This is a genomic window from Segatella salivae F0493 (assembly GCF_000477535.1).
Lineage (GTDB): Bacteria > Bacteroidota > Bacteroidia > Bacteroidales > Bacteroidaceae > Prevotella > Prevotella salivae.
This window is the reverse complement of the sequence record NZ_AWGW01000007.1, coordinates 384,192-409,307: the sequence shown is the minus strand read 5'-3', so window position 1 is coordinate 409,307 and position 25,116 is coordinate 384,192. Positions and strand designations below refer to the sequence as shown.

Annotated in this window: 21 protein-coding genes; 5 read left to right on the top strand and 16 right to left on the bottom strand. The window is 42.7% G+C overall.

Features of this window, described 5'->3' with window-relative positions; all coding sequences use genetic code 11:
• Nucleotides 1-21 precede the first annotated feature (21 nt).
• Genes HMPREF9145_RS04315 through lysS form a run of 4 tightly spaced genes read right to left on the bottom strand, consistent with a single transcriptional unit; the run spans nt 22 to nt 4,878 of the window.
• The gene (locus HMPREF9145_RS04315; protein ID WP_021825165.1) at nt 22-756 is read right to left on the bottom strand and encodes an HAD family hydrolase; all 735 of its coding nucleotides are present in this window, start codon (nt 754-756) and stop codon (nt 22-24) included.
• A complete protein-coding gene (locus HMPREF9145_RS04310) occupies nt 757-2,103 on the bottom strand; it encodes a glucose-6-phosphate isomerase (RefSeq protein WP_021824877.1) in 1,347 nt (448 codons plus the stop codon).
• A gap of 47 nt (nt 2,104-2,150) precedes the next feature.
• Nucleotides 2,151-3,146, bottom strand: a complete 996-nt coding sequence (locus HMPREF9145_RS04305) for an NAD(P)H-dependent glycerol-3-phosphate dehydrogenase (protein ID WP_021824924.1) — start codon at nt 3,144-3,146, stop codon at nt 2,151-2,153.
• Nucleotides 3,139-4,878, bottom strand: a complete 1,740-nt coding sequence (gene lysS, locus HMPREF9145_RS04300; RefSeq protein WP_036906461.1) for a lysine--tRNA ligase — start codon at nt 4,876-4,878, stop codon at nt 3,139-3,141. The genes HMPREF9145_RS04305 and lysS overlap by 8 nt, the downstream gene beginning before the upstream one ends.
• Before the next feature lie 256 nt (nt 4,879-5,134).
• On the opposite strand from lysS, the gene HMPREF9145_RS04295 reads away from it, so the two are divergent.
• The 4 genes from HMPREF9145_RS04295 (at nt 5,135) to HMPREF9145_RS04280 (ending at nt 8,486) form a co-directional block, all read left to right on the top strand.
• The gene (locus tag HMPREF9145_RS04295) at nt 5,135-5,824 is read left to right on the top strand and encodes a queuosine precursor transporter (RefSeq protein WP_021825076.1); all 690 of its coding nucleotides are present in this window, start codon (nt 5,135-5,137) and stop codon (nt 5,822-5,824) included.
• Between the two features lie 3 nt (nt 5,825-5,827).
• The gene (queF, locus tag HMPREF9145_RS04290; protein ID WP_007135484.1) at nt 5,828-6,283 is read left to right on the top strand and encodes a preQ(1) synthase; all 456 of its coding nucleotides are present in this window, start codon (nt 5,828-5,830) and stop codon (nt 6,281-6,283) included.
• Nucleotides 6,284-6,987: 704 nt separating this feature from the next.
• Nucleotides 6,988-7,800, top strand: coding sequence for a glycosyltransferase (locus tag HMPREF9145_RS04285; RefSeq protein ID WP_021825129.1), 813 nt, complete (start codon nt 6,988-6,990; stop codon nt 7,798-7,800).
• Between the two features lie 56 nt (nt 7,801-7,856).
• Complete coding sequence (locus HMPREF9145_RS04280) at nt 7,857-8,486, top strand: sugar transferase (RefSeq protein WP_021825000.1); 630 nt, start codon at nt 7,857-7,859, stop codon at nt 8,484-8,486.
• Nucleotides 8,487-8,586: 100 nt separating this feature from the next.
• Here HMPREF9145_RS04280 and HMPREF9145_RS04275 read toward each other — a convergent pair whose 3' ends face one another.
• The 11 genes from HMPREF9145_RS04275 to HMPREF9145_RS04225 form a co-directional block, all read right to left on the bottom strand.
• Complete coding sequence (locus HMPREF9145_RS04275) at nt 8,587-9,018, bottom strand: lipocalin-like domain-containing protein (RefSeq protein ID WP_021824963.1); 432 nt, start codon at nt 9,016-9,018, stop codon at nt 8,587-8,589.
• A 1-nt stretch (nt 9,019) separates the two neighbouring features.
• On the bottom strand, nt 9,020-10,612 hold the full coding sequence (locus tag HMPREF9145_RS04270) for a capsule assembly Wzi family protein (RefSeq protein ID WP_021824852.1): 1,593 nt from the start codon (nt 10,610-10,612) through the stop codon (nt 9,020-9,022).
• A 39-nt stretch (nt 10,613-10,651) separates the two neighbouring features.
• Entirely contained in the window at nt 10,652-14,113 is a 3,462-nt protein-coding gene (mfd, locus tag HMPREF9145_RS04265) for a transcription-repair coupling factor (RefSeq protein WP_021825125.1), read from the bottom strand.
• Nucleotides 14,114-14,115: 2 nt separating this feature from the next.
• Nucleotides 14,116-14,865, bottom strand: coding sequence for a polyprenol monophosphomannose synthase (locus HMPREF9145_RS04260; RefSeq protein WP_021825024.1), 750 nt, complete (start codon nt 14,863-14,865; stop codon nt 14,116-14,118).
• A 786-nt stretch (nt 14,866-15,651) separates the two neighbouring features.
• Entirely contained in the window at nt 15,652-16,410 is a 759-nt protein-coding gene (locus tag HMPREF9145_RS04255; protein ID WP_007135493.1) for a lysophospholipid acyltransferase family protein, read from the bottom strand.
• A 14-nt stretch (nt 16,411-16,424) separates the two neighbouring features.
• Nucleotides 16,425-17,606 carry a metallophosphoesterase gene (locus tag HMPREF9145_RS04250; RefSeq protein WP_036906459.1) on the bottom strand — a complete coding sequence of 394 codons (1,182 nt, stop codon included), beginning with the start codon at nt 17,604-17,606 and terminating at the stop codon, nt 16,425-16,427.
• A gap of 18 nt (nt 17,607-17,624) precedes the next feature.
• On the bottom strand, nt 17,625-18,425 hold the full coding sequence (locus tag HMPREF9145_RS04245; RefSeq protein WP_021825120.1) for a vitamin B12 dependent-methionine synthase activation domain-containing protein: 801 nt from the start codon (nt 18,423-18,425) through the stop codon (nt 17,625-17,627).
• Between the two features lie 9 nt (nt 18,426-18,434).
• Nucleotides 18,435-19,766: a dihydroorotase gene (locus tag HMPREF9145_RS04240; protein WP_021824867.1), complete on the bottom strand. Its 1,332-nt coding sequence runs from the start codon at nt 19,764-19,766 to the stop codon at nt 18,435-18,437.
• Between the two features lie 11 nt (nt 19,767-19,777).
• Entirely contained in the window at nt 19,778-20,578 is an 801-nt protein-coding gene (locus tag HMPREF9145_RS04235; protein ID WP_021825134.1) for a DUF4369 domain-containing protein, read from the bottom strand.
• 136 nt (nt 20,579-20,714) lie between these two features.
• Nucleotides 20,715-21,128, bottom strand: a complete 414-nt coding sequence (locus HMPREF9145_RS04230; RefSeq protein ID WP_036906457.1) for a hypothetical protein — start codon at nt 21,126-21,128, stop codon at nt 20,715-20,717.
• Nucleotides 21,112-21,450: an FtsB family cell division protein gene (locus HMPREF9145_RS04225; protein WP_021824979.1), complete on the bottom strand. Its 339-nt coding sequence runs from the start codon at nt 21,448-21,450 to the stop codon at nt 21,112-21,114. The genes HMPREF9145_RS04230 and HMPREF9145_RS04225 overlap by 17 nt, the downstream gene beginning before the upstream one ends.
• Before the next feature lie 64 nt (nt 21,451-21,514).
• Here HMPREF9145_RS04225 and HMPREF9145_RS04220 point away from each other — a divergent pair, with 64 nt between their 5' ends.
• Nucleotides 21,515-23,314: a DNA polymerase III subunit gamma/tau gene (locus tag HMPREF9145_RS04220; protein ID WP_021825048.1), complete on the top strand. Its 1,800-nt coding sequence runs from the start codon at nt 21,515-21,517 to the stop codon at nt 23,312-23,314.
• A 13-nt stretch (nt 23,315-23,327) separates the two neighbouring features.
• On the opposite strand, the gene asnA is transcribed toward HMPREF9145_RS04220, so the two are convergent.
• Nucleotides 23,328-24,368, bottom strand: a complete 1,041-nt coding sequence (gene asnA, locus HMPREF9145_RS04215; protein WP_021825132.1) for an aspartate--ammonia ligase — start codon at nt 24,366-24,368, stop codon at nt 23,328-23,330.
• Between the last annotated feature and the right edge of the window lie 748 nt (nt 24,369-25,116).

Genomic DNA, 25,116 nt, shown 5'->3' with positions numbered 1-25,116 from the left:
GCTTAAAAGTGCGCACGCCTTTTAAGAGTGTGCAAAAAACGAAATAAAGTTACTCCAATCGTCGACCAGTTGAGTCATCTTGTGATATAATATGTTTGCACCGGCGTTAAGAAGTGAGTCGTCTGGCAGTGGACCGCTATTGATTGCGATTGTAAAGATGCCTGCAGCCACACCCGAACGAATGCCAAGTGGTGCGTTCTCTATCACGATCGCTTCGTATGGTTGAAGGTTACCCGCCTTCTGAAGTCCTGCAAGATAAGGATCTGGATAAGGCTTGCCACGTTTTACATCGTATGCCGTGGTGATATGATTTTCATCAAGAAAGGCTCCAAAGTCATGGAGGAGGCGTGCTATCAGCGGTCGTTGTCCACTGCCGGTAACAACATTTATGCTCATGTCTGCTTGTTGAATGTTTCGCATAATGTCAAGAACGCCATCAAAGATTAGGGCTTCTGGCATCATGTGGAAACGTCGAGTTTTCTCATCATACATGCGTTGTGCCTCTGTAAGACTAATGTCTTTGCCTTGTTGTTGCTTAACAAACTGTTGGATGGTATCAATACCTCGCGCCCCTTCTGTGGCGTAAGCGTCAGCCTTTGTCATGCGAATGCCAAACTGCTTCATGCTTTCTTGCCATGCAATGGCATGGTGAGGCATGCTATCATAGAGTACACCATCCATATCAAAAAGCACGGCTTTGGGGCTAAAATGCCCAAAGCCGTGTTCTTCTAAGTATTTATTTATTTCGTCTTTCATTTACAAACGTTCGCGGATGGCTTTGCTTTCAGCTTCGTAACCAGGTTTGTTGAGCAGGGCAAACATATTCTTTTTGTAAGCCTCTACACCTGGTTGGTTGAATGGGTTGACCTGAAGTAGGTTGCCACTGATACCACAAGCTATCTCAAAGAAATAGATAAGTTGACCAATGTAATAAGCATTCAAGCGTGGAACACTAATGCGAATGTTAGGTACTCCACCATCAACGTGAGCGAGACGAGTGCCAAGTTCTGCCATCTTATTAACGTCGTCAATGCGCTTTCCCTCAAGGAAGTTAAGACCATCTAAGTTCTCTTCGTCGTGTGGGAAAAGCAGTTTGTTTTCTGGTTCCTCTATACTGATGACTGTTTCAAAAATAGAACGTTCGCCCTCTTGAATCCACTGACCCATAGAGTGCAGGTCGGTTGTGAAGTCACAAGCTGCTGGGAAGATACCTTTATTGTCTTTACCTTCGCTCTCACCAAATAGTTGTTTCCACCATTCTGCAAAGAAATGGAGCTTTGGTTGGAAGTTAACAACAATCTCAATCTTCTTTCCTGCCTCGCTATAAAGACCGTTTCGAACAGCTGCATAGAGTGCTGCGGGGTTCTGATTAAAGGGTACTTCCTTACCACATACACGTTCCATCTCCTGCGCACCACTAACGAGTTGTTTGACATCGAAGCCTGCACAAGCTATTGGAAGCAGCCCAACGGGAGTGAGAACTGAGAAGCGTCCGCCAATGTTATCAGGGATAATAAAGCTCTTATAGCCTTCTTTGTCTGCACAAGTACGGGCAGCTCCCTTCTTCGCATCAGTCACAGCAACGATTACATCCTTAGCTTCTGCCTTGCCACGCTGTGCTTCACATTGTTTCTTTAGCAAGCGGAAGGTGAGCGCAGTCTCTGTAGTTGTGCCCGATTTACTAATATTAATAACACCAAACTTTTTGCCTTTAAGATACTCTGTGAGTTCAAACAGGTAATCTTCACCTATATTATTGCCAGCAAAAAGAATGATTGGATTCTTCTTTTCGGCTGTTAACCAAGCGAAACTATTACCTAATGCCTCAATAACGGCACGTGCACCGAGGTAAGAACCACCAATACCTGCAACGACGATTACTTCGCATTTGTTACGCAAAGTGTTTGCCGTGTTCTGGATTTCACCAAGGAATTCTGGTGTGATACTTGTCGGCAGATGAAGCCAACCAAGGAAATCGTTACCTGGACAAGTACCATTTTCAAGAGCTTCTTGAGCGGCCTTGACCTGACTTTCATAGGCTTCAACAGCTCCCGGTTTTAGGAACTGTGCTGCCTTTGTAATGTCTACACTGATATTTTTCATTGTTTTTTGTTATTATCCTGACCTTATATAATGTACAAGATCATTGACTATCTAAAATTTTCTATAATTGATTGAACGACTCTTTGCGGAGAACCATGTTCATATAAGATATGATATACACCATCAAGTATAGGCATGTCAACGCCAAACTGCTTGTTGATTTCCATCATACACTTGCTACCGAAGTATCCTTCTGCTACCATTTCCATCTCGATCTGTGCGCTTTTAACAGAATATCCCTTACCAATCATTGTTCCAAATGTACGATTCCGACTGAAATTACTATAGCCTGTAACGAGTAAATCGCCTAAATATACACTATCACAAATGTTTCGTTGTGCAGGATAAACAGCCGTAAGGAAACGATTCATCTCTTGAATGGCGTTAGAAAGAAACACTGCTTGGAAGTTGTCGCCATATTTAAGACCATGACAAATGCCTGCCGCAATAGCATAAACATTCTTTAATACGCCCGCATATTCAATGCCGACGATGTCCAAAGAAGTCTTTGTATTGATAAATTCGCTTGAGATGATGTTTGAAAATGCCTGAGCTTTTTCCACATCAGCACATCCAATAGTGAGATAAGAAAGTCGTTCTAAGGCTACTTCTTCCGCATGTGATGGGCCACTTACGCATGCTATGTTCTCGTAGGGGACGCCCAACACTTGATGAAAGTATTCAGATACCACAAGGTTTTCATCTGGAACAATTCCTTTGATGGCACTAATGATAAACTTATTACTTAGCGGAACAGAGAGCTTTTGCAAGTGATTCTTCAAATAAGGAGATGGCGTTACGAACACTAATGTGTCATAATCGCTGACAACTTGATTGAGGTCACTCGAAAAATTAATCTTACTGACCTCGAAACTTGCCGCTTGTAGGTAGGCAGGATTATGGCCTAAGCGTTTAAATTCGGCTATCCTGTCGTCGCGACGCATGTACCATCCGATATGGTTTTCATGCTTAACGACGAGTTTTGCGATAGCCGTTGCCCACGAACCTCCGCCAATAATGGCTATGTTTCCACATTTAAACATTTGCCTTGTCAATCCAATGCTGAACCTCTTCCACAGAAGGCTTCTCGTAACCTAATTTATATTTCTTATTGATTTCACCGAGTTTCTGTTGCAATCCCTGTGCTTTCTCGTCCTTAATATCGCTAATCAGGTTGAAGCCTGCCTTGCGAAGAACGTATACCCAAGGCTCATCGACACCCAATTCTGCCCATTCTTTAACACTGCTTTGTGGCATTTTGGCTTCTGGTTTCATTTGAGGGAAGAGCAAAACTTCCTGAATGAACTCCTTACCTGTCATCAACATACAGAGTCGATCAATGCCAATTCCGATGCCAGATGTAGGAGGCATGCCATATTGTAAAGCTCTTAAGAAGTCTTGATCGATAATCATTGCCTCGTCATCTCCCTTATCTGCCAACTTCATTTGGTCCTTAAAGCGCTCCTCTTGGTCTATAGGATCATTCAATTCGGAGTAGGCATTAGCGAGTTCTTTGCCATTAACCATGAGCTCAAATCGCTCTGTAAGTCCAGCCTTTGAACGGTGCATCTTCGTCAACGGACTCATTTCTACAGGATAATCTGTAATGAAAGTCGGTTGGATGAATGTGCCTTCACAGAATTCTCCGAATATTTCGTCGATGAGTTTTCCCTTTCCAAAGCTCTCATCCAAGCCTTCTATTTTCAGTTCTTCGGTTGCAATCTTGCGAATTTCCTCTTCATTTTTGTCCGTAAGATCAAAGCCGGTCTTTTCTTTAATGGCTTCAAGTATCGGCAAACGGCGGAAAGGTGCCTTGAAAGATATCGTGTGTTCACCATTCTTTACCTCTGTACTTCCGTTGTTAACTGCCTTACATATCGTCTCAAGTAGTTGCTCTGTGAAGCTCATCATCCAGTTATAGTCCTTGTATTGCACGTATAGTTCCATGCAGGTAAACTCCGGATTATGAAACTTATCCATACCTTCGTTGCGGAAGTTCTTACCAATTTCATAAACGCCTTCAAAGCCTCCGACGATTAATCTCTTTAGATAGAGTTCTGTGGCGATACGCATATACATGTCAATGTTAAGCGCATTGAAGTGTGTTATGAATGGACGTGCACTCGCACCTCCTGCAATACTCTGCAAGGTTGGCGTCTCTACTTCCGTATATCCGTGTTCATCAAAGAAGTTACGCATTGTGCGTAAGATGGTCGCACGCTTCAAAAAGGTCTCCTTTATGCCATCGTTGACAATCAAGTCTACATAGCGTTGACGCGCGCGTAGCTCTGGATCATCAAACTTATCATAGGCAACGCCATCCTTATATTTAACGATTGGCAGCGGCTTTAGACTCTTACTGAGCAGTGTAATCTCTTTTGCGTGCACACTAATCTCGCCAGTTTGTGTTCTAAACACATAGCCTTTAACACCAATAATGTCACCAATGTCGAGCAGTTTCTTAAACACTACATTATATAAATCCTTATTCTCTCCGGGACAAATTTCGTCACGTGAGATATAGACTTGAATGCGTCCTTTGCTGTCTTGAAGCTCTGCGAAGCTGGCTTTACCCATAATTCGGCGGCTCATCATGCGTCCGGCAATCACTACTTCGCGTTTTTCGTCGTCATCTTTGAACTCATCCTTTATTTCTGTTGAATATGCATTGGTTGGATATTCAGCTGCAGGATAAGGGTCGATGCCCATATTACGCAACTCCTGGAGACATTGTCTGCGAATAATCTCCTGTTCACTTAGCTCTAAAACATTCATATTTTTATTCGTATATATACTTTGTTTTCTGTTGCAAAAATAATAAAATAATTTGAGATTACATCTCATTTATTGTTTTTTATGGCTCACTTCTTATGCACGTTTGATTGCAATCATCTTCCTTTATGAATGCAGAAAAAGTGGAAATTGGAACAATGTAATTCAGTGTTTCACACTTTTCATTCCACAATTTTTATTATCTTTGCACCCGAATTCAATCCATCGAGTGCTTGGTAAACCTCGTAAAAAACAAGAAATGACAACAGAAAAGAATCAGGTTAGTGTGCTGTTTATGCTTTTCAGCATACTCTTTTGCGTTTGCTTAATAGCTGCAAACGTGCTCGAAACAAAGCAAATAGCTATCGGAACGATTAGTCTTACGGGAGGTTTAATCGTGTTCCCTGTGTCTTATATCATTAATGATTGCGTCTGTGAAGTGTGGGGTTATCGCAAAGCCCGACTCTTAATATGGACTGGTTTCGCAATGAACTTCTTCTTTGTAGGCCTTGGTGCACTCTGCGATGCTATCCCGGGAGCTCCTTATTGGACGAATCAGAAGGGGTTTCATGAAATCTTTGGGCTTGCTCCTCGCATTGCTGCAGCTTCGTTTGTGGCTTTTCTTGTAGGCAGTTTCGTTAATGCTTATGTGATGAGTAAGATGAAGATACGAGACAAAGGACGTCACTTCTCTGCGCGAGCCATATTGAGTACGGTCTTCGGAGAGTCCGCTGATTCGCTCATTTTCTTTCCTTTGGCGTTCGGAGGAATAGTTCCTAACCACGAACTTCCAAAGCTTATGTTGTGGCAAGTGGTGCTAAAGACGGCCTATGAAATTGTAGTTTTGCCTCTGACAATACGCATTGTGAACTATCTTAAGCGTCATGAAGGCGCCGATGTATATGATAACGACATCAGTTATAACGTGTTGAAAATATTTAATCTCTAAGATATGGAAAGAACAAATGAAGGACTTCAAGCCCTGGGAGCAAAGACTAAATATCGCATGGACTATGCGCCCGAAGTGTTAGAAACGTTTAACAATAAGCACACGGATAACGATTATTGGGTTAGATTCAATTGTCCCGAGTTCACATCTCTATGTCCTATCACGGGACAACCAGACTTTGCAGAGATCCGAATCAGTTATATTCCGGCCGAAAAGATGGTAGAAAGCAAGAGCCTTAAACTCTACTTGTTTAGCTTTCGCAATCATGGTGACTTCCATGAAGACTGTGTTAACATCATCATGAAGGACTTAATACGACTCATGCAGCCTAAGTTTATAGAGGTAACGGGACTTTTTACGCCTCGCGGAGGCATAAGCATCTACCCCTATGCCAACTATGGTAAGCCCGGAACAAAATATGAAAAGTTAGCCGAAAAGCGTTTAGAAACGCACGAATAACGGCGCTTCTACGGAATAAACATTAAGGAAAGTCCTTGTTTTTTATCGCCTTTTGGGTGCAAAAACAAGGGCTTTTTTTCTTATAGCTATAAGAGAAAAGAGGGCGGAGGCACACATAATGATAAATAATTTCGTTCAAAAAATTTCATGAATTCCATGATATAGGCACTTACTCCAATTTATATTGGCGAATAACTCTCATGCGGTAATCATTCAAAATCTTGTAAACGATAATTCTTATCCTCATCTATCGTGAAATGATGGGGTGCAAATGGGCGTGTAATTTGATGCATTTTACACGATGAAATGACGCAAATGGCGCGGTAATCTGACTTGAATTAGACTACTCTTTCACTCACTTTACTTTCTGTTCTTTGTGAGAATCTTCAACCAATTGACTCACAATGGCTTATAATCTTCAAAACATTGGTGCAAATGTTGGCTTTATGGATTTTTACTTTCAAAGGCTTTGAGAAGGCTTGTTCTGTTGATGTATATTGCGCATGCAAGCAGTTTGCAAACGAAGATGATGCGCTTTTCTCAACCATAAAAATGTGATTTTGTTGTAATAAAAAATATTTGCCATGCAATATTCTATCAGATTTAGCGTTATAGTGAATAGAGCAGGGGCACCAGAGATGCTGTTTAGGACTTTCCTTTCTTATGAAAGCAGTTATTGTTAGGTGTAAAATGATAAGCAATCTATGAATTTTTCAGTCCTGATGTCAGTCTATGTGCGTGAAAAACCGCATCATTTAGAACAAGCACTTGATAGTTTGTTGGCGCAGACTGTGCAGCCTTCAGAGGTTGTTATCGTTGAAGACGGCCCCCTGACAGAGGCACTTCATGCTGTGATTGCAGTGTTTAAGCAACGCTTTCCAGCGACAGTTAGTGTTGTGCTTCCACGTAATTTGGGCTTGGGTTTAGCATTGAATCACGGGCTGAAACGATGTCGGTTTCCTATCATTGCACGTATGGATAGTGACGACATTGCTATGCCTTTGCGGTTTGAAAAGCAACTCGCCGTGTTGCAAAATCATGGAGAAATAGACTTTGTTGGCAGTTGGATTGACGAGTTCTTTGGCTCTACCGACAATGTTATCTCTGTGAGAAAGGTGCCTCAGATGCAGCAAGATATACTGCATTTTGCCCATTATCGCAACCCCATGAATCATCCAACAGTGATGTTTCGAAAGGCAGTTGTCGAGGCCGTTCATGGCTATTGTGACGTCCAATTCTTTGAAGATTACGACCTATGGGCACGTGCTTTGCAGGCTGGATGCTGCTTTTATAACATGCAAGAGAGCCTACTATGGTTCAGACTTACTGATGAATCGTTTCGCCGACGCGGTGGAATCAGCTATATAAAAGCCGAGATTAGATTTCAAAAGCGACTCTATCGAAGTGGTTTTATCAATCTTTTCACGTTCCTCAAAAACGTTATGCTTAGGCTCATTGTAAGGCTTTTGCCCAATAGGATGCGTCGATTTATCTATGTTTTGAGCATTAGAAAATAACTAATCTACACTATTTGCGTTCATGTAATGCAAGAAAAAATAGTTCTAAATAACACATGACAATATTAGACAATGGTTATATATTAGATGGAATGAACACATTTGAATGCGAGATTAAGCGTTTAATTGATCTGTTTGTTGCCTCATTTTGTATTGTGTTTTTTGCTCCTTTGTTTGTATTTTGCTATGTAGCGATCAAGCGAGAAGATGGTGGTCCGGCTATTTTTAAGCAGGAACGAATCGGTCGTTTCGGTCGACCTTTCACTATTTATAAGTTTAGAAGCATGACGATTGGAGCAGAAACAAACGGTCCTGTGCTTTCAAATCATTCACAAGACAAGCGACTTACTAAGATTGGTAGATTCTTAAGGTTGCGCCATTTAGATGAACTTCCGCAGCTATGGAATGTGATTAAGGGCGACATGGCATTCGTTGGACCACGTCCGGAACGGCAATTCTATATCGAAAAGATTATGAAAAAGGACCCACGCTATTACTATTTATATCAGATAAGACCTGGGGTCACAAGCTATGCAACCTTATATAATGGGTATACGGATACCATAGAAAAGATGCTTGTGCGTCTTAACATGGACTTATATTATTTAGAACATCGCAGTTTGTGGCTTGATTTTCGAATCCTTTCGCTTACTTTCTTGCGCATTTGCTTTGGTAAGAAGTTCTAAAAACAAGGGAATTTGTGCATGAATTTCAATCATTTGGTCCTATATTGTGCCTTCTGAAGGCGCGAAAGCCTAATGTAAAGTGAGTTCTAAGTCCACCAGATTAAATCTTTCTTAGCCTTAAGCGCAGTGTTTTTGAGCGTAAAATCATCTTGTCGTTAGAAAGACTTTCGACTGCAAAACCTTCGCTAAGACCATTCACTCCATAGGGACTTATCTCCCTAATATCAGTCACTTTGAGGTCATCGGAGTCTCGTTCTGAACGATAAGGCGCGTCAAGTAACAGGCTGTCTCCACGATGAATGAAGTTGAAATATACGTCAGAACATACGCCTTTTGTATCTCTCATTTCGAGTAAACGACCTTGAAAAGCCCAGGTTCTTCCACTTGTTTTAAGGTCTAAAGTGTGTTGATTGGTGAGCGTATCTGCACTCATCAACTGCCAGAAACCATCTAATTTGCCGTTATCAGAGAATTCAATTCCACAACTTGTAAGTAGTAAACACCCTGTGATATATAATATAAATTTCTTCATTTTATTTGTGTTTGAGATGCAAAATCCCTGATTTAATGATTGTAATCTGTAGTCCTGAGTTGGTGCCATAAAGCTTTCCACAGTCAAAAGCGAAGCTACCCTTGACACTCCAGTCGGCAAATCGTGTGCCCTTGGGCCACGAATAGCACGCTTCAAGCAGCATACTGACATTGTGTTTTGGGTCAGGATAGAAGTCATAATACGTGCCGAAGCCTTTTTGATAGGTAGCCAAGAGACGATAATCAAGGCCGCGTGAAAGTGTGCCTTCAGCCCCCATGTGCCATGCAATGAATCGATTGTCCTTCACTTCTATGGTATGATTGGTGTTGTATACAGGCGACATATAAAGCGGATTGCCCATAACCATGCCCCAATGTTGCCATCCTGTGAAGAGATGATGATTGTAATAGTTGTCTCTTCCGCATATATGTTCGGTGACATTTGCCGTGTGATCATGATAGACGGGACCTCCTTGATACTTTGTATAGAGGTATTCTATCACAACTTTTCTTAGCCATGGAGTCTGTTTTAGACGCAATTCAGCCCCTAACATCCAGTCTTTGAAGTCATAAGCAAAGTATCGTGAGCGCACCTGTCGATGCTTATCAGCCCCCTTTCCCCAGCCATTTTTGTTGATATGTATAAGCGAAGAGTTGTCTTCAAAGTATTGATCGGCGTAGAGACTCAAGCCCCATTGTGCCTTGTCATAGTTCAAACGAGCCACCCAACTGCCTAATTGATTGCCTTCAGCATTAATGAAATTCTCGTCGGTTACATCGGTTCCACCTGGGAAAAAGGCATTTTTGAAAGAACGAAGGCTATTGCTGTTCTTGATTTCTTTCATGTGATTACCCTCTCGAATGAATGACTTTCCACTGAATTGGCACGCCATTTCAAGTCCTAATTCAACTGAAAAGGGAACATGACGCTCGGGATTTCCTATCATGAGATAGCCCGCTTTGCTGTGATATAACGTGTTTTCAGTGTAGCGATTCTGCCTTTGTGTGAAATCCTTTTGCCATCGATTGTCTGTGAAAATGCCATAAGCGATGTGACCTTTTAAGCGTAACCAGCGGCCAGTGTAGGGCACAACCCAATATGAGGGCAATGAAATACGCACCTCGGGAATAGGGCGTGCATTGATACCTAATGTCTGTGAACCGGATGAAAGCTGTTGGTCTTTGAGCTCCATAGGCTGTTCTTTGGCTCCAATTGTCAGCAAACCATGATGCCATCTAAAATCAACGAAGGCCTGTTGAACAATGAATTTGCTCGTGAAACCATGGGGGAGGGCAAGGTCTATGCCATAGCCAAGGCCCCAATGTCGGGCAGAATCTTGTGTAAGAGGGCGCATAACGGAAGCTCGGAGATAGCCATTCGAAGTCTTTAATGAACCTAAACCAAAGCGATTTGAAGCCATCCAAAGCGGTGTTTTGCCCTGAGAGAGACTCTCTTGCCATGTTAGTTGGTAGTTGAGGTCATTCATAAGGTTGCGCTTTTTAATGCTATCCACGGGAGTGTTGATGGCATAAAGCGATGATGAAATCATCAAAAGAGCGCCTATAAAGAGGGCTGTTCTGCTATGTTTTCTCATTAATGGGAGTCTATGTTATATCTAAATACAAACTTTTTACTATGCTTGCGTGGCGTCAGTACTTGCTTTTAGCATCTCACGGAGCACGCTTACAGCTGCTTCAACAGTGGGAATCTCACTGATAGTTAACAGTCTTCGTGTACCAACTTGCTTGAAATCACAGCGTCTCGGGTGGTTACCCACATAGTTAATGACGGCAGAGAAGGTTCTACTTTGATAGTAGGCACTCTCTGGATTAGCAACAAATTGCATGTTCATCTTACCCTGTTTAAGTGATATTTTCTCACATCCGAGTCGCTTACCCAACCTTCGTAGCGGTACAACCTGCATGAGTTCAAGTCCTTCATGAGGTATTTCCCCAAAGCGATCTATTAGGCGTTGGCGGTAAGCTTCAAGGTCGTTGTCGTCATTTATGTTATCTAACTCGCGATAAAGTAACATGCGTTCACTGCTTCCCGGCACGTAGTTGTCGGGGAAATACATCTCAAGATCGCTCTCAATTGCACAGTCTTCAACGAATTCTTCGCCGCTAATGTCATTGCCTTGTGCCATTTGTTCGGCGTAGATATCTTGGAATTCATCGTTCTTTAACTCTGTAACGGCTTGGTTAAGTATCTTTTGATACGTCTCATATCCTAAGTCTTCCATGAATCCACTCTGCTCTGCGCCGAGCAGATTCCCTGCACCTCGTATGTCAAGGTCTTGCATTGCAAGGTTAAATCCGCTACCAAGTTCAGAGAAATTCTCAAGTGCTTCCAGCCTGCGTCGAGCCTCGGGAGTGAGTGAACTCTTTGGAGGTGCGAGCAAATAGCAAAAGGCTTTGCGGTTACTTCGACCCACTCGGCCACGCATTTGGTGTAGATCGCTGAGCCCAAATCGGTGTGCATCGTTGATGATCATGGTGTTGGCATTGCTTATATCGATGCCATTCTCGACGATAGTTGTAGAGAGTAACACGTCATAATCATAGTTCATGAAGCCCATTAAGACCTTTTCGAGCTCCTCAGGAGGCATTTGTCCGTGTCCAATTGCAATGCGACAATCGGGTACATACTTATGAATGAGGTTGGCAATCTCCTGTAATCCGTTGATGCGGTCATGCACAAAGTAGACTTGTCCGTTACGACTCATCTCAAAGTTAATGGCATCTGCAATCACTTCATGACTGAAAGTAGCCAGTTCTGTGTGTATAGGATAGCGGTTAGGTGGCGGAGTTCGGATGATACTCATATCGCGGGCACCCATCAAAGAGAATTGAAGCGTGCGCGGAATTGGGGTTGCCGACATCGTTAATGTATCGACATTGGTCTTTAGTTTGCGTAGTTTCTCTTTCGTAGAAACGCCAAATTTCTGCTCTTCATCAATGATAAGAAGACCTAAGTCGTGCCATTTCACAGCCTTTCCCAATAGCTTATGTGTGCCGATTAGAATGTCAATCTTTCCATCTTCAAGGTCAGTCAGCACCTGTTTTGTTTGTTTTGCTGTCCTTGCTCGCGACAAATAATCTACTCGAACGGGCATACCTTTGAGACGATTCTTAAAGGTTTGGTAGTGCTGATAAGCCAAAACAGTCGTCGGAACGAGTACCGCCACTTGCTTACTATCGCAAGCTGACTTGAAGGCGGCACGCACTGCAACCTCTGTTTTGCCAAATCCCACATCGCCACAAACAAGCCGATCCATCGGTCTTTGACTCTCCATGTCGGCTTTTACGTCTTGAGTTGCTTTGCTTTGGTCAGGAGTATCCTCGTAAAGAAAGCTTGCTTCAAGTTCATGTTGCAGGTAACTGTCGCCACTAAATGCATGCCCTCGCTCATGACGGCGCTGAGCATACAACTTAATTAGGTCGCGAGCAATGTCCTTTATGCGTTTCTTGGTCTTTTCTTTCAGCCTATCCCACGCGCCCGTTCCAAGCGTACTGAGTCGTGGAGGCTCACCCGTGTCGGAGCGACGGTACTTACTTATCTTATAAAGAGAATGGATACTGACATCTACTTTGTCGTTATGTTGGTAGATGATTCGAATCATCTCTTGATAGCTATTGCCTGCAGGAACACGCACAAGTCCACCAAATTTGCCGATGCCGAAGTCCACATGAACGATAAAATCGCCTGGTTCCATCTCCTGAAGTTCCTTCATTGTGAGCGCCATCTTACCTGCTCTGGCGCCATCGCTTTTGAGATTGTACTTATGATAGCGGTCAAAAATCTGATGATCAGTAAAGAAACAGCACTTCAAACCATCGTCAGCAAAGCCTTCATGCAGTGTTTTGTTGACGGGTTCAAACACGATTGACTTCGCCTTTTGCGAGTCCATATCGGCAAAAATGTCTTTCAATCGTTGATTCTGCTTGTCACTATCGGCCAGGATATAAAGCTTATAGCCTTGCAAAATGTAGTCATCAAGACTGTCAACCAATAGGTCAAAGTTCTTGTGGAATAAAGGTTGAGGCGTTATTTTGAATTTGATAATGTCATATTTTGTTTCTTTCTGTAGGGCCGAACTACTCGTTTTGCCTGCATGAATACCAAATTCAATGGTGCGGAAAGTGGCTGCTTGTTGTGCAAATTGTGAAGGGCTGAGAAGAGTTTTCTCTTTGTTGAGCTCATCGATGATTTGTTTCTGCTCTATTTCCGTAGCCCCTTCAAGTTGTTCTGTGATTGCTTGTTTGGAGTAACCCTCGTCATATACGTGCGCAATGACATCACGAATATAGGCAAAGTCCTTATAAACCATCACACTGTTTGAGGGCAGAAAGTTTAAGAAAGAAACTCTTTCAGTGGTCAATGTGGCCAATTCTGGCACGATTTCTATCTCATTCAGTTTGTCCTTTGATAGCTGATCTTGCACTTCAAACGTGCGAATCGTGTCGATTTCCCGGCCAAAGAAGTCTATACGGAAAGGGTTTTCACAACTAAAAGAGTATACATCGAGGATGCTACCACGTACAGAATACTGACCAGGTTCATACACATAATCCACCTCTTGAAAGCCATATTCGCGCAGCTTATGGGCTATATCGGTGATATCTATCTGTTGTTGTCCGGTCTTTAATGAAAGCCGTCGTTCGTCCAAATGTTGCTTTGAAACAACCAATTCGGATAGCGCTTCGGGATAAGAAATAATTAAAAGTGACTCGGTTGCTTGGTTATCGCGTGCCGAAACCCTTGCCAATACCTCGGTACGGAGTATCTCATTGGCGCTATCTCGTTGCCCGTATTTGACTGATCTCTTAAAGCTTGAGGGGAAAAACAACACATTTTGCGTGCCCATTACCTGTGTAAGGTCATGATAAAAATAGCCAGCTTCATCGGCATCTTGAAGCACAAAGAGAAATGTTTGCTTGATTTCTGTGGCCACAGCAGCAAACAACAGCGGGGTGGCCGAAGCCTGTTGACCCTGCAAAAAGATGTTACTGCCACGATTTTCTTGTAGGAGTTTGCATAAAGCTACCGTCCCGGGAGCCTTTGCATAGAGTTGTTTGATGTCTTGAATGTCCAAATTTAATCCTTAATTTTAGGGTATTTACGAAACCAACCATCCATGCGTAAGCGCATCACTCCAAAGAAAGCTTCTCCAAATATGCCGCCACTCATCTTGCTTGTTCCCTCTCTTCGGTTGACAAAGACTACGGGAACTTCTTTTATTTTGAATCCAATCTTGTGGGCAGTATACTTCATTTCAATCTGAAAACCATAGCCTTTGAAGCGTATTTCATCAAGGGGTATGGTCTCAAGTACACGCCTTTTATAACACACAAAGCCTGCAGTTGTGTCGTGAACCTTAAAGCCTGTAACGAGTCTTACGTATTTAGATGCAAAGTAACTCATTAGTACGCGTCCAATAGGCCAGTTGACAACATTCACTCCACTGACATATCTTGAACCAATAGCAACGTCATTTCCCTCGCCATGTGTAGCCTCATAGAGTCGTGGAAGGTCATTAGGATCGTGACTAAAGTCGGCATCCATCTCGGTGATATAATCGTAGTTATGCGCTAAAGCCCACTTAAAACCAGTAATATATGCTGTGCCCAAGCCTAATTTTCCTTGGCGTTCAATGATAAAAAGACGGTCATTGAACTCGCTTTCTATTAGCCGATGCACAATCGAAGCAGTGCCGTCAGGACTTCCATCATCAATAACAAGAATGTGAAAACACTTGTTCAAGCCGAAAACGGCACGTATAATCTTCTCGATATTCTCCTTTTCGTTGTAGGTGGGGATTATCACAATAGAGTCACTTTCATACATAATCGTGTTGTATTTGATTAGTGCAAACTTACACAAAATAATTGAATATTCGTGCGTTAAGCATGAAAAAAGAACAGAAAAGGAATGATGCGGTGATGTGAATCGCCATTAACCATGGTTTGTATAGGATGAAGAGAGCGCAATATGAACTTATGTTCATGGGCTGTTTCACATGCTGCCACATGAATAAAACTATCGAAAAATGAGGGTGGTTGGGTTGAACATCGGTGTGTTCGCACTATGATGATAAAGTGCAGGCTTCCAGTGTGTTACATGAAATAAAAGGAGTTGTGATGTCCTTGCCGTTAGATTGTTTTGTGATGAGCGTCAAAACGTTCTGTAATTAGTGCCATTTTATCGCATGATTTGTAGTGAATCACACGGCCATTTGACTCAAATTATTTTGTCCATCCTTATAGTTGGAATAAAGAGTCATGGGATAAGGAATGACCATGCCATGAAAATGGTTTGCAGATACACCTTGTGTCTGTTTACAATGCCCAAGCGGTTACGTTTTTTATAGCCCATGATTAGCGTGGAACGAGCCTACCTTGGGTAGGCTTTCGCACGGAGATGCAACGCCGTATGGGGTGAGTTTTCTTTGAATAGGCATAGCTATGACAAGAGAATGAATGGCAAATAGCGAGTGGAATCCACAACACTTACGGCGTTTTTCATGTGCTATCGCAACGCAAATCAAGTCGAAATGCAGCCTGTTCTTTGTGATATTACCCCTTGGGTTGATGTTATTCTCCTTATAAGAGAAGGATAGGGGAGCGTTGTTTTCTATTGATCGGGGTTCTCAACAAAGCCTTGATATTCCTTATCCAGCCCGTTCATAACGGCTTGATAGCTTTCTTCCATCTGGTTTTTAATGTTCTCTGGGCCTCGACCTATAGGCATAATAGGTTCATGAATGGTGAGTTTTAGGGGATGCCAGAACGCCCAATATAGGTCTTTTGTGCGTGGCTTTACGTCGAAACTACCATTGATTGTCAGTGGCACTACAGGCAGTTGGAGGTCATCTGCAAGCATAAACGCACCACGACGGAATACTCCCATGTGGCCCGTAAACGTGCGGGCACCTTCTGGAAACACAACTAATGACATGCCCTCTTGTAGGATATGACGCGCCTCATCATAGGTAGCGCGAATCTTAGATGGGCCACTTTTGTCGACAAAGATATGGTGGGCATACTGGCAAGCAATACCAACGAGTGGAATCTTGCGCAGTCCTTTCTTCATCATCCATTTGAAATTACGCCCAAGAAAGCCATAGATGAGGAAAATATCAAAGGCCCCTTGATGGTTGGCTACAAAGACATAAGACTGTCGGGGAACAAGATGCTCGCGACCTTCCACCTTTACTGGCAAGAGCAAAAGACGTATCCAAAGCCATGACCAGCACTTGCCGGGATAGTAACCCCAAAAGTGTCCGTTGCCAAGAAGGCTGCCAACAACGGTCACTAACGATGTGATGATACTGGCAAAGAGCAGTATGGGCAAGCAAAAGAAAAGCTGATAAAGTCGGTAAAGATACTTCATGATGATGTGTTGAGTTAGTGTTGGGTGTGTAAAGTGATGACGGCAATCTCGGGTTTAACGCCAATGCGTATCGGTGCAAGGCCTCCAATGCCACATGTAACATATAGGAATCGGCCGGCCTTTTCAGCCAGTCCGTAGTCGTCTGGATAAGCAAACATCGTGGGACGGAGCCCAAAAATCGAGATTTGTCCGCCGTGCGTGTGACCACAAAGCGTGAGTTGTGCATGGCTCTTCGGTAGGATTCGGCTCTCCCATGTCTTTGGATCGTGTTGCAATAAGATGATAAAGGCGTTACGATTAACTCCTTTTAGGGTCTTCTCTATATTCGAATTGTCGGGGAAATACTTGCCATCTCCACAGTTTTCTTCGCCTGCAATGACGAGTGAATCGCGTCGATCCTTGCTGTAATATATTGTGTGTTCATTGAGTAAAAGGTGCCATCCCATGTCGCGTTCTACTTGTTTTATGCCCGCCTCGCAAGCCTTTTTAGCAACATTATCGCCATAAAAGTATTTGCTATAATCATGGTTTCCGAGAACACTATACATAGGAATCCCATGGTGAGCAAGCTTGGATAGCAAGGCTTTTTGAGGTAAAAGTTCACTTGGTTGCGTGTTTTGCAGGTCACCAACAAAGCATATAATATCGGGTCGTAAGGCTAAGATGGTGTCGACATCTCGCTTGAGATAGCGTTCCATTCCATGGTTAAAGCTTCCTATATGCGCATCACTGAAGAGCACAATGCGTGTGCCTTCAAACGCCTTTGGTAGGTCTTTGAAGGATAATTCGATGTGGGTGACGCGCAATTCTCTTGTTCCGAAGATGATGCCATAAAGCATTGTGAGCATACAAATGATGCCAAGCAGCAAGCCTATGAAATCAAAATAGTGTTGCTTTATGTGCCAAAAGCGCCGATAAAACAGGCCGAACGAAGAGATGAGGGCATATAGAGTTTTCGGTACAACCAATACAGAAAGCAAGATAAGATAGGTCTTTATCCAGTTAATATTGTCGGGAATGAATTTACCACAAAAGGTTAACGCCAGCGTGAAGGCTATCATTACAGCGGCTGGAAGCCACCAGATGATGCGTTTGAAACGTGTGATTTGTGGACGATGACGTAGGTAATGACGATCTATATAGAGGTCACTTAGGATAATCATCGGTAGGAGAAGGAATATGATTCTTGCAATCATGTCGGTTGAAACGTTTGTTTATACAGTCTTAAGAAACTTGCGAATGAGCTCAACGGGTAAGCCGCGACGTCGTGCATAGTCGTGAAGTTGGTCGTCGCCAATACGTCCTAACTCAAAGTATTGACTCTTTGGATGAGCGAACATGAGTCCACTCACGCTGGCATGTGGCGTCATCATACCACTTTGAGTGAGTCGAATCCCGATGCCTTTCATATTGATAAGGTCTGCCAATATGAAGTTAATGCTCGTGTCAGGCAATGAGGGATAGCCCACGGCGGGACGTATTCCTTGATACTCTTCCATGTGAGTTTGTTCCATCGTTAGTTGCTCATTAGGTGCATAACCCCAGTGCTTTCGTCTCACCTCTTCATGCATTTTCTCAGCTGTTCCCTCGGCTAATCGGTCGGCAAGTACTTGTGACATCATGCGCAAATAGTCGTCATTTAAGTAAGCCTTTTGTAGCTCGTTGTCTACTGAAGTGGCAAAAACTCCGGCCTTATCCTTAATGCCACTTGAGATGGGACGCACGAAATCAGCCAGACAAAGATTAGGATAGCCAGGTTGTTTTGGCTTTTGTTGGCGCAACATGGGTATGCGTTTGCCTCCAATAATGAGGTCATCTCCATCGCTGTTGGCCTCGAAGATATCGAAGACCGCATGCGTTTGATAACGTCCTTGCCAACTCTTGAGCATTGCTTCTGCATCGGTTCGGAGTTGAGTTTTGGCTTCTTCAGGTTTACCATTCATGCTCCATGCATGGAAGAAGTAAAGCCAATTGATATACGGAATAATATCCGAGATGTCGTAATGCAGTATCATTTGTCTTTGTTATCCATGGAAAGTGAGGGCTTCTCCGCGATAGTTCGTATCGAAATGACCATCATAGTAGAGGATATGTCCATTGCAGATGGTAGCTAAGATGCGGTTGTTGAAGACATGATTTTCCAAGGGACTCCATTTACATTTGCTTTGAATGAGGTCGTTGGTAACCTTCCATGGGTTTGCCGTTTTAACGATAGTGAGATCTGCTTTGTAGCCTTTTCGAATGAAACCACGGTCATTGATGCGGAAAAGCCGTGCGGGATTGTGGCACATTAACTCGGCAATTCGTTCGTAGGAAAGAATGCCTTTGTCGGCAAGTTCAAGCATCGTTGCAAGAGAAAACTGTATCATTGGCATGCCCGAAGCAGCCTTTGCACAACCACCTTGCTTATCTTTTAGCTCGTGAGGTGCATGATCTGTACCAACAGTTGTTATCCGATTATCATTCAGTGCTTGTCGAAGTGCGTCGCGATCGGCTGCGGTTTTGACAGCGGGATTACATTTGATTAGTGAACCAAGTGTGGCATAATCTTCGTTTGAAAAAAGGAGATGAGCAATCACAGCCTCTGCCGTGATGTGGTCATCGATGCCAAAGAATGCCAATTCTCGTGCCGTTGTGAGGTGTGCAACGTGAAGTCTTGTATGATGTTTCTTTGCTAATGCCACCGCGAGAGATGTGCTTCGGTAGCATGCTTCCTCACTTCTGATGAGAGGATGTAATTCAATGTTGGGGTCATCTTGTTGGGTTTTGGCTCGTGCCATATTAGCCGTGATGAGTTCGGTATCTTCACAATGCGTCACAAGTTGCCGGTCTTGATTCGCGCACACCTTATATATATAGTCGAGGTGCTCATGATTTTCGACGAGCATATTCCCCGTACTGGCTCCCATAAACAATTTGATTCCTGGCACAAGTGAATGATCAAGTGCTGCAAATGAATCTGCATTATTATTTGTTGCGCCATAGAAAAAGCTGTAGTTGACATGACTTTTATGGGCTGCGAGCATCATCTTTTCTTGCCATGCCTCAGGCGTTGTTGTCTGAGGGGATGTATTTGGCATCTCCATATATGAGGTTATGCCACCAAAAGCAGCTGCACGGCTTTCACTTTCTATGTCTGCTTTGCGCGTAAGGCCTGGCTCTCTGAAATGTACATGAGTATCAATGATGCCGGGAAAAACGAAACATCCCGAGGCATCTATTATCTTGTCATAGATTCCTCGGGGTGTTTCTGATGGATCAAATAAGGCCGCAATGGAGTTGTCTTCAATGAGAATATCACGCCGTAGCGAGCGGCCTTCGTTGACGATTGTACCACCTTGTATGATAATTTTCATACGCTTATCGTTTATTTTAATGATGGTTTTGCCATCTGGGCAGGCGTAGGAGCTGATTGAGTGGGTTGATTCTCATTTTGAGGAGCCTCATTTTCGCTCGTCTCCGCTTGTACATCACGCATTCCATTCATGATTTGTTGGTTCTCTTGTGCCTTTTGATAGTAGTCCTTAACATAGGCATCGTTCTTAAATTTGTCTGTAGCCTTGCTCATGATATCCTCAATCCATGGCGTCAATTCAGGGTATTGATAACCTATAGTGACCATAAAGAAGATGCCAGGACCAAGCACATTGTCGAAGTTTTCGGTAACAAACGTGGTGACAAGTTCGTCTTCTTTCTGTGAGATTCGAGCCGCTTCTTTATTGAGTTTGGCATTAATCACGTCCATGTTTCGCCCATTCATGATGGCTTGATCATGCTGATGTACGAGCTCAGACTCTTGATTTTTCAACTGATTATACTTGTTGAAGAACTTAAAAAGCTTATCGTTTAGCGGCGTACCACTAACAATTTGTTGCGTGTTATCTATCTTAATAGTAATGTCTCCTCCCTCAACTACCAACGGAAGTACACTCTCTTCGTCCATAAATATGTTACCCATTCTGACGGAATCTACCGTGCCAGAGAAGTGGAATTGACCATGAACGACGTCGCAAGAGTCAAGTGTTTTGAACTCGTTATTCTTGAGAACTTTGAGATAAAGCATTCGTCCGTCAAGATTAGATACGTTAGATGTACCTACGATGTTATACGAGTTAGCACATGATGTTAGTATCAAGAGAGCTACGATGACGTAATAGACCTTATTCATAAATTGTTTTTCTTGTTCTGATAACAAAGATAATAGGAAGTGTTGAGGTGTGAAAGAAAATTCAATCAATTTAATTTATCAAGCACATCTTTTAGTTTTTTTTCGTACTCACGATTCATTTTATCTTGTAAATAAATTACTTTTCTTGTTCCTTTTTTAGCTCATGGTCGATTCGATGCATAGCATAGACTTCAACAATTGCTGCAATTAATAACAAGATAACCCATTTATTATAAAGGTAAGTGAGGTAATCTATCTGATTATCAAATAGGGAACGGAAGAAGCCATAAGCGTTATCAACCATTAGAAGACCTGCAAAAACAAAGAGTAAATCAGCCAAATTAAGGATGTTTTTCAATCGTTTTATCGTGGGATTCAGCCCATCATAGGTCTGCATCATTTGCATTGTAGCAAACAAGATGCTACCAACAAGTGCAATCCAACAAACGATTTGTGTGGCAAACATAAACACATAGCAACCCACTCCGACTACCATGAGGAGGCCACCAGCCATGAAAAGAATGCTTTGTAGACTATTCAGATGCTTCATTATTTGTTTCTATAGGTTTCTCATCGTCGCTTAATACGTAGATATCTTCATCATCTGCCTTCATGAAGTAACGCTCGCGAGCAATCTTTTCGATTGCTTTTGGGTGGCGTTTTAATTCATTTAACTGTCTTGAATCAGCCTCGTATTGCTCCGTATACTTGTTGATTTCGCTTTTAAGGTCGCCTATTTGGAGTTCTAATTGGAATCGTTTGAGGAAACTATTCTCGTCAATGAAGCCAACAATCAGCACGCCAATAACAGTCACTATAAGGTATTTATAGTGAGAAATGAAACTCAAAACTGCATTTAAACGACCAGCCATAATTGATTAATTTGTTTGCAAAGATAATAATTTTTGCTATCTTTGCATCATCAATTCTAAAAAAATGGATGAATATATTGTATCTGCCAGGAAATATCGTCCAATGACATTCGATTCTGTTGTGGGGCAACATGCGCTCACAACTACATTGAAGAATGCTGTCAAGAGCGGCAAACTGGCTCATGCTTACTTGTTTTGTGGTCCGCGAGGTGTAGGGAAAACCACGTGCGCTCGTATCTTTGCGAAGGCTATTAACTGTGAAAACCCAAGCCAAGATGGTGAAGCTTGCAACGTATGTGAAAGCTGTAAAGCGTTCAACGAGCAACGTTCCTATAACATATTTGAACTCGATGCAGCCAGCAATAACTCTGTAGAGAACATCAAAGCCCTTATGGAACAGACGCGGATTCCACCTCAAGTGGGACGCTATAAGGTGTTTATCATCGACGAGGTGCACATGCTTTCTACGGCTGCTTTTAATGCTTTCTTGAAAACATTAGAGGAACCTCCTGCTCATGTTATCTTTATTTTAGCAACCACAGAGAAGCATAAGATTTTACCAACGATATTGTCTCGTTGTCAAATCTACGACTTTGAACGAATGACAGTGGGCAATACTATTGAGCATCTGAAGTCAGTTGCTGAGAAAGAAGGAATCACTTATGATGACGAAGCGCTTGCTGTTATCGCCGAAAAAGCTGATGGTGGTATGCGCGATGCACTCTCTATATTCGATCAAGCGGCCAGCTTTTGCCAGGGAAACATTACGTATCAGAAGGTCATTGAAGACCTAAACGTATTGGATTCTGACTATTATTTCAAGATCGTTGATTTCGCTTTGAGTAACAAAGTGAGTGAAATCATGGTGCTGGTAAACAATATATTGAGTAAAGGTTTCGATGGAGGCAACCTTATTTCTGGGCTTGCTTGTCATGTGAGGAATGTACTTATGGCTCGTGATGAAACGACACTTCCTTTGTTGGAAACAAGCGAACAACAACGTAAAAAGTATCATGAGCAGGCCAAAAAGTGCCCAGTTCAATATCTATATCAAGCGTTAAAGCTGCTCAATCAGTGTGATATCAATTACAAACAAAGCAGTAACAAACGCCTGCTTGTAGAGATTACGCTCATTCAAGTGGCGCAAATCACGCAACCGGATGACGACACTCCAGGTGCGGGGCGCAGCCCTAAACGATTGAAATCCCTGTTTAAGAATCTTATCAATGCACAGTCAAAACAAGCAACTATGCAGGTGGTTGCGACTGAGCATCATGCGGTTTCTCGCAGAGAGAGAGCCGCACAACCCGTTGTTGAGCCTGTTGTAACGGCATCTTCAACGGCAACTCCCGTGACAAAAGCTAAGGAAAGCCCTTCTCCCAAGCCTCAAACAAATATAAATCTTGATGCCATCAGTCTTACCTTTGCAGGTATTAGAGCCCGTAAAGACAAGCGGGTTGAGGCGGAAGTAGAGCAGTTTCATGTTGACACTACACAGGAAGGACGTTTCACTCAAGACCAACTTGAGACCTCATGGTACGCAATGTTGGTGAGAATGCCACAGCAATATAATGGTCTTTCCATGCGATTAAAGAACGTAACTCCACACATAACGGAGTTTCCGAAGATAGAAATTGTGGTGGATAATCAAATCCTTCTCACACAGGTTGAACCTATAAAGTCTCGTATAAAGGCTACACTTGCGAAAGAACTCAATAATGGTCAGATTGAGATTCTATGGCGTGTGGCACAAGGAAGCGAGGTTAAACCTCTCATGACTAAACGCGAAACCTTTGAAGAATTGAAGAAAGACAATCCCGCATTGGCTAAGCTTTGTCAGATGTTAAACCTCGATATGTCTTAGTCTTCCATTTATTTTATTCTATCAAGGGCATGCCCAAACGTTGGCATTCTTTGCGCATCTCTTCGGGCCAGATGCTGGCTTGTATCTCACCGATATGCGCTTTATGAAGTAATATCATGCAAAGACGACTCTGACCAATACCACCTCCGATGCTCAAAGGTAGCTCATCATGCAGTAATTTCTTGTGGAAAAACAATTCCTTTCGCTCTTCCTTACCTTCTATTTTCAATTGTTTTATCAATGCTTCAGCATCGACTCTGATTCCCATCGAACTCAATTCTACGGCTCGTTCCAATACAGGATACCAAATGAATATATCGCCGTTTAGTCCTGTTTTGCCGCTTTCGTTGGGAGTGCTCCAGTCATCATAGTCGGGTGCACGGCCATCATGTTTCTCCCCATTACTTAGTGTTGCGCCTATACCTTCAATGAACACCGCACCATATTTCTTGCAAATAGCGTTCTCTCTTTGCTTAGAATTAAGTTCAGGATACATGTCAAGAAGGTCTTGACTGTGTATAAAGTGAATCTGGTTGGGCAGAAACGGGCTCAACTCCGCATAGCGTTCACAAGTCAGATACTCTGTTCTTAGCAGTGCAGCATAGATGCGTTGCACTATATTTTCAAGGAAATTAGTGGTTCGTTGCTCTTTAGTGATGACGGCTTCCCAGTCCCATTGGTCAACATAAAGAGAGTGAAGATTGTCTAATTCCTCGTCAGCTCGGATGGCATTCATATCGGTATAGATGCCAAATCCGGGTTGAACATCATACTCAGCCAAGGTTAATCGTTTCCACTTTGCAAGCGAATGAACCACCTCTGCACGTGCATCTCCGAGGTCTTTTATAGGGAAACTAACTGCTCTTTCGATGCCATTGAGGTCATCGTTAATACCTAATCCTTGCATCACAAATAGTGGAGCTGTGACACGACTCAAGCGTAGTTCGGTTGCAAGATTCTGCTGAAAGAAGTCTTTTATCAGTTTAATCCCTTGCTCAGTTTGCTTTCTATTGAGCACAGGACGATAGTTCTCTGGGTGTAATAAGTTGCTCATGGTTGTTTTGTTTCAAAGCGTTTATTATCAGATACAAAGGTAATCATTTGTGTTTAATATTGAAAGTTAAATGAGAAATAAATTATTATATCGAAACAAATGGGGCGGTTTCTGCAGCATTATGATATGTTTTTTTGTGCAAAATGAATGTTATCAAACGATAGATTGTAATGAAAGTATGAAAGTTGAAGGCCTTGTTGCATACTTGCTCGGATTTCATTATCTTTTACTAGGATAATCAAAAAACTTATATCTGATTGAGTATCAGATTAGAATGAAGGAGTTGCGGATTTATGGTAACGATTTAGCGAAAGTGCAAGTGCACTGATATTCTGTGATTTACTTCGCCTCACAACTCTGTATGCAAAGGTACACTTTTTATTCGGGTACTCCAAGGAATTGCTCATGTTTCTGTGTTTTGAGCGTGATTTCTTGACCTGCTTGTTACTGTTCTTCCGTAAAAGTGAGTTTTTCTGTAGGAAAGGCGTTGGCTGAAACGAGTTCAGACAACCTCTTTCCTACTATGGCATATCCGAAAGGAATGTCCGCTTTTGAAGCCTAAACTCTCGTTTAGACAATCGGCAAGCGGACAACCCTTTCATGGCTATGCGAGAGAGGTACTTTTACGGGGTCTTGCCGTTTTCTTCTTTTTGTCGTTCCTCTTGGCGCAAGTGAAACCGTGCTGATGATTCACCCTTACATGGTAAGGGTCGGTCATCGGCACTGGCGGCATGGCTGAAAGAAAGTC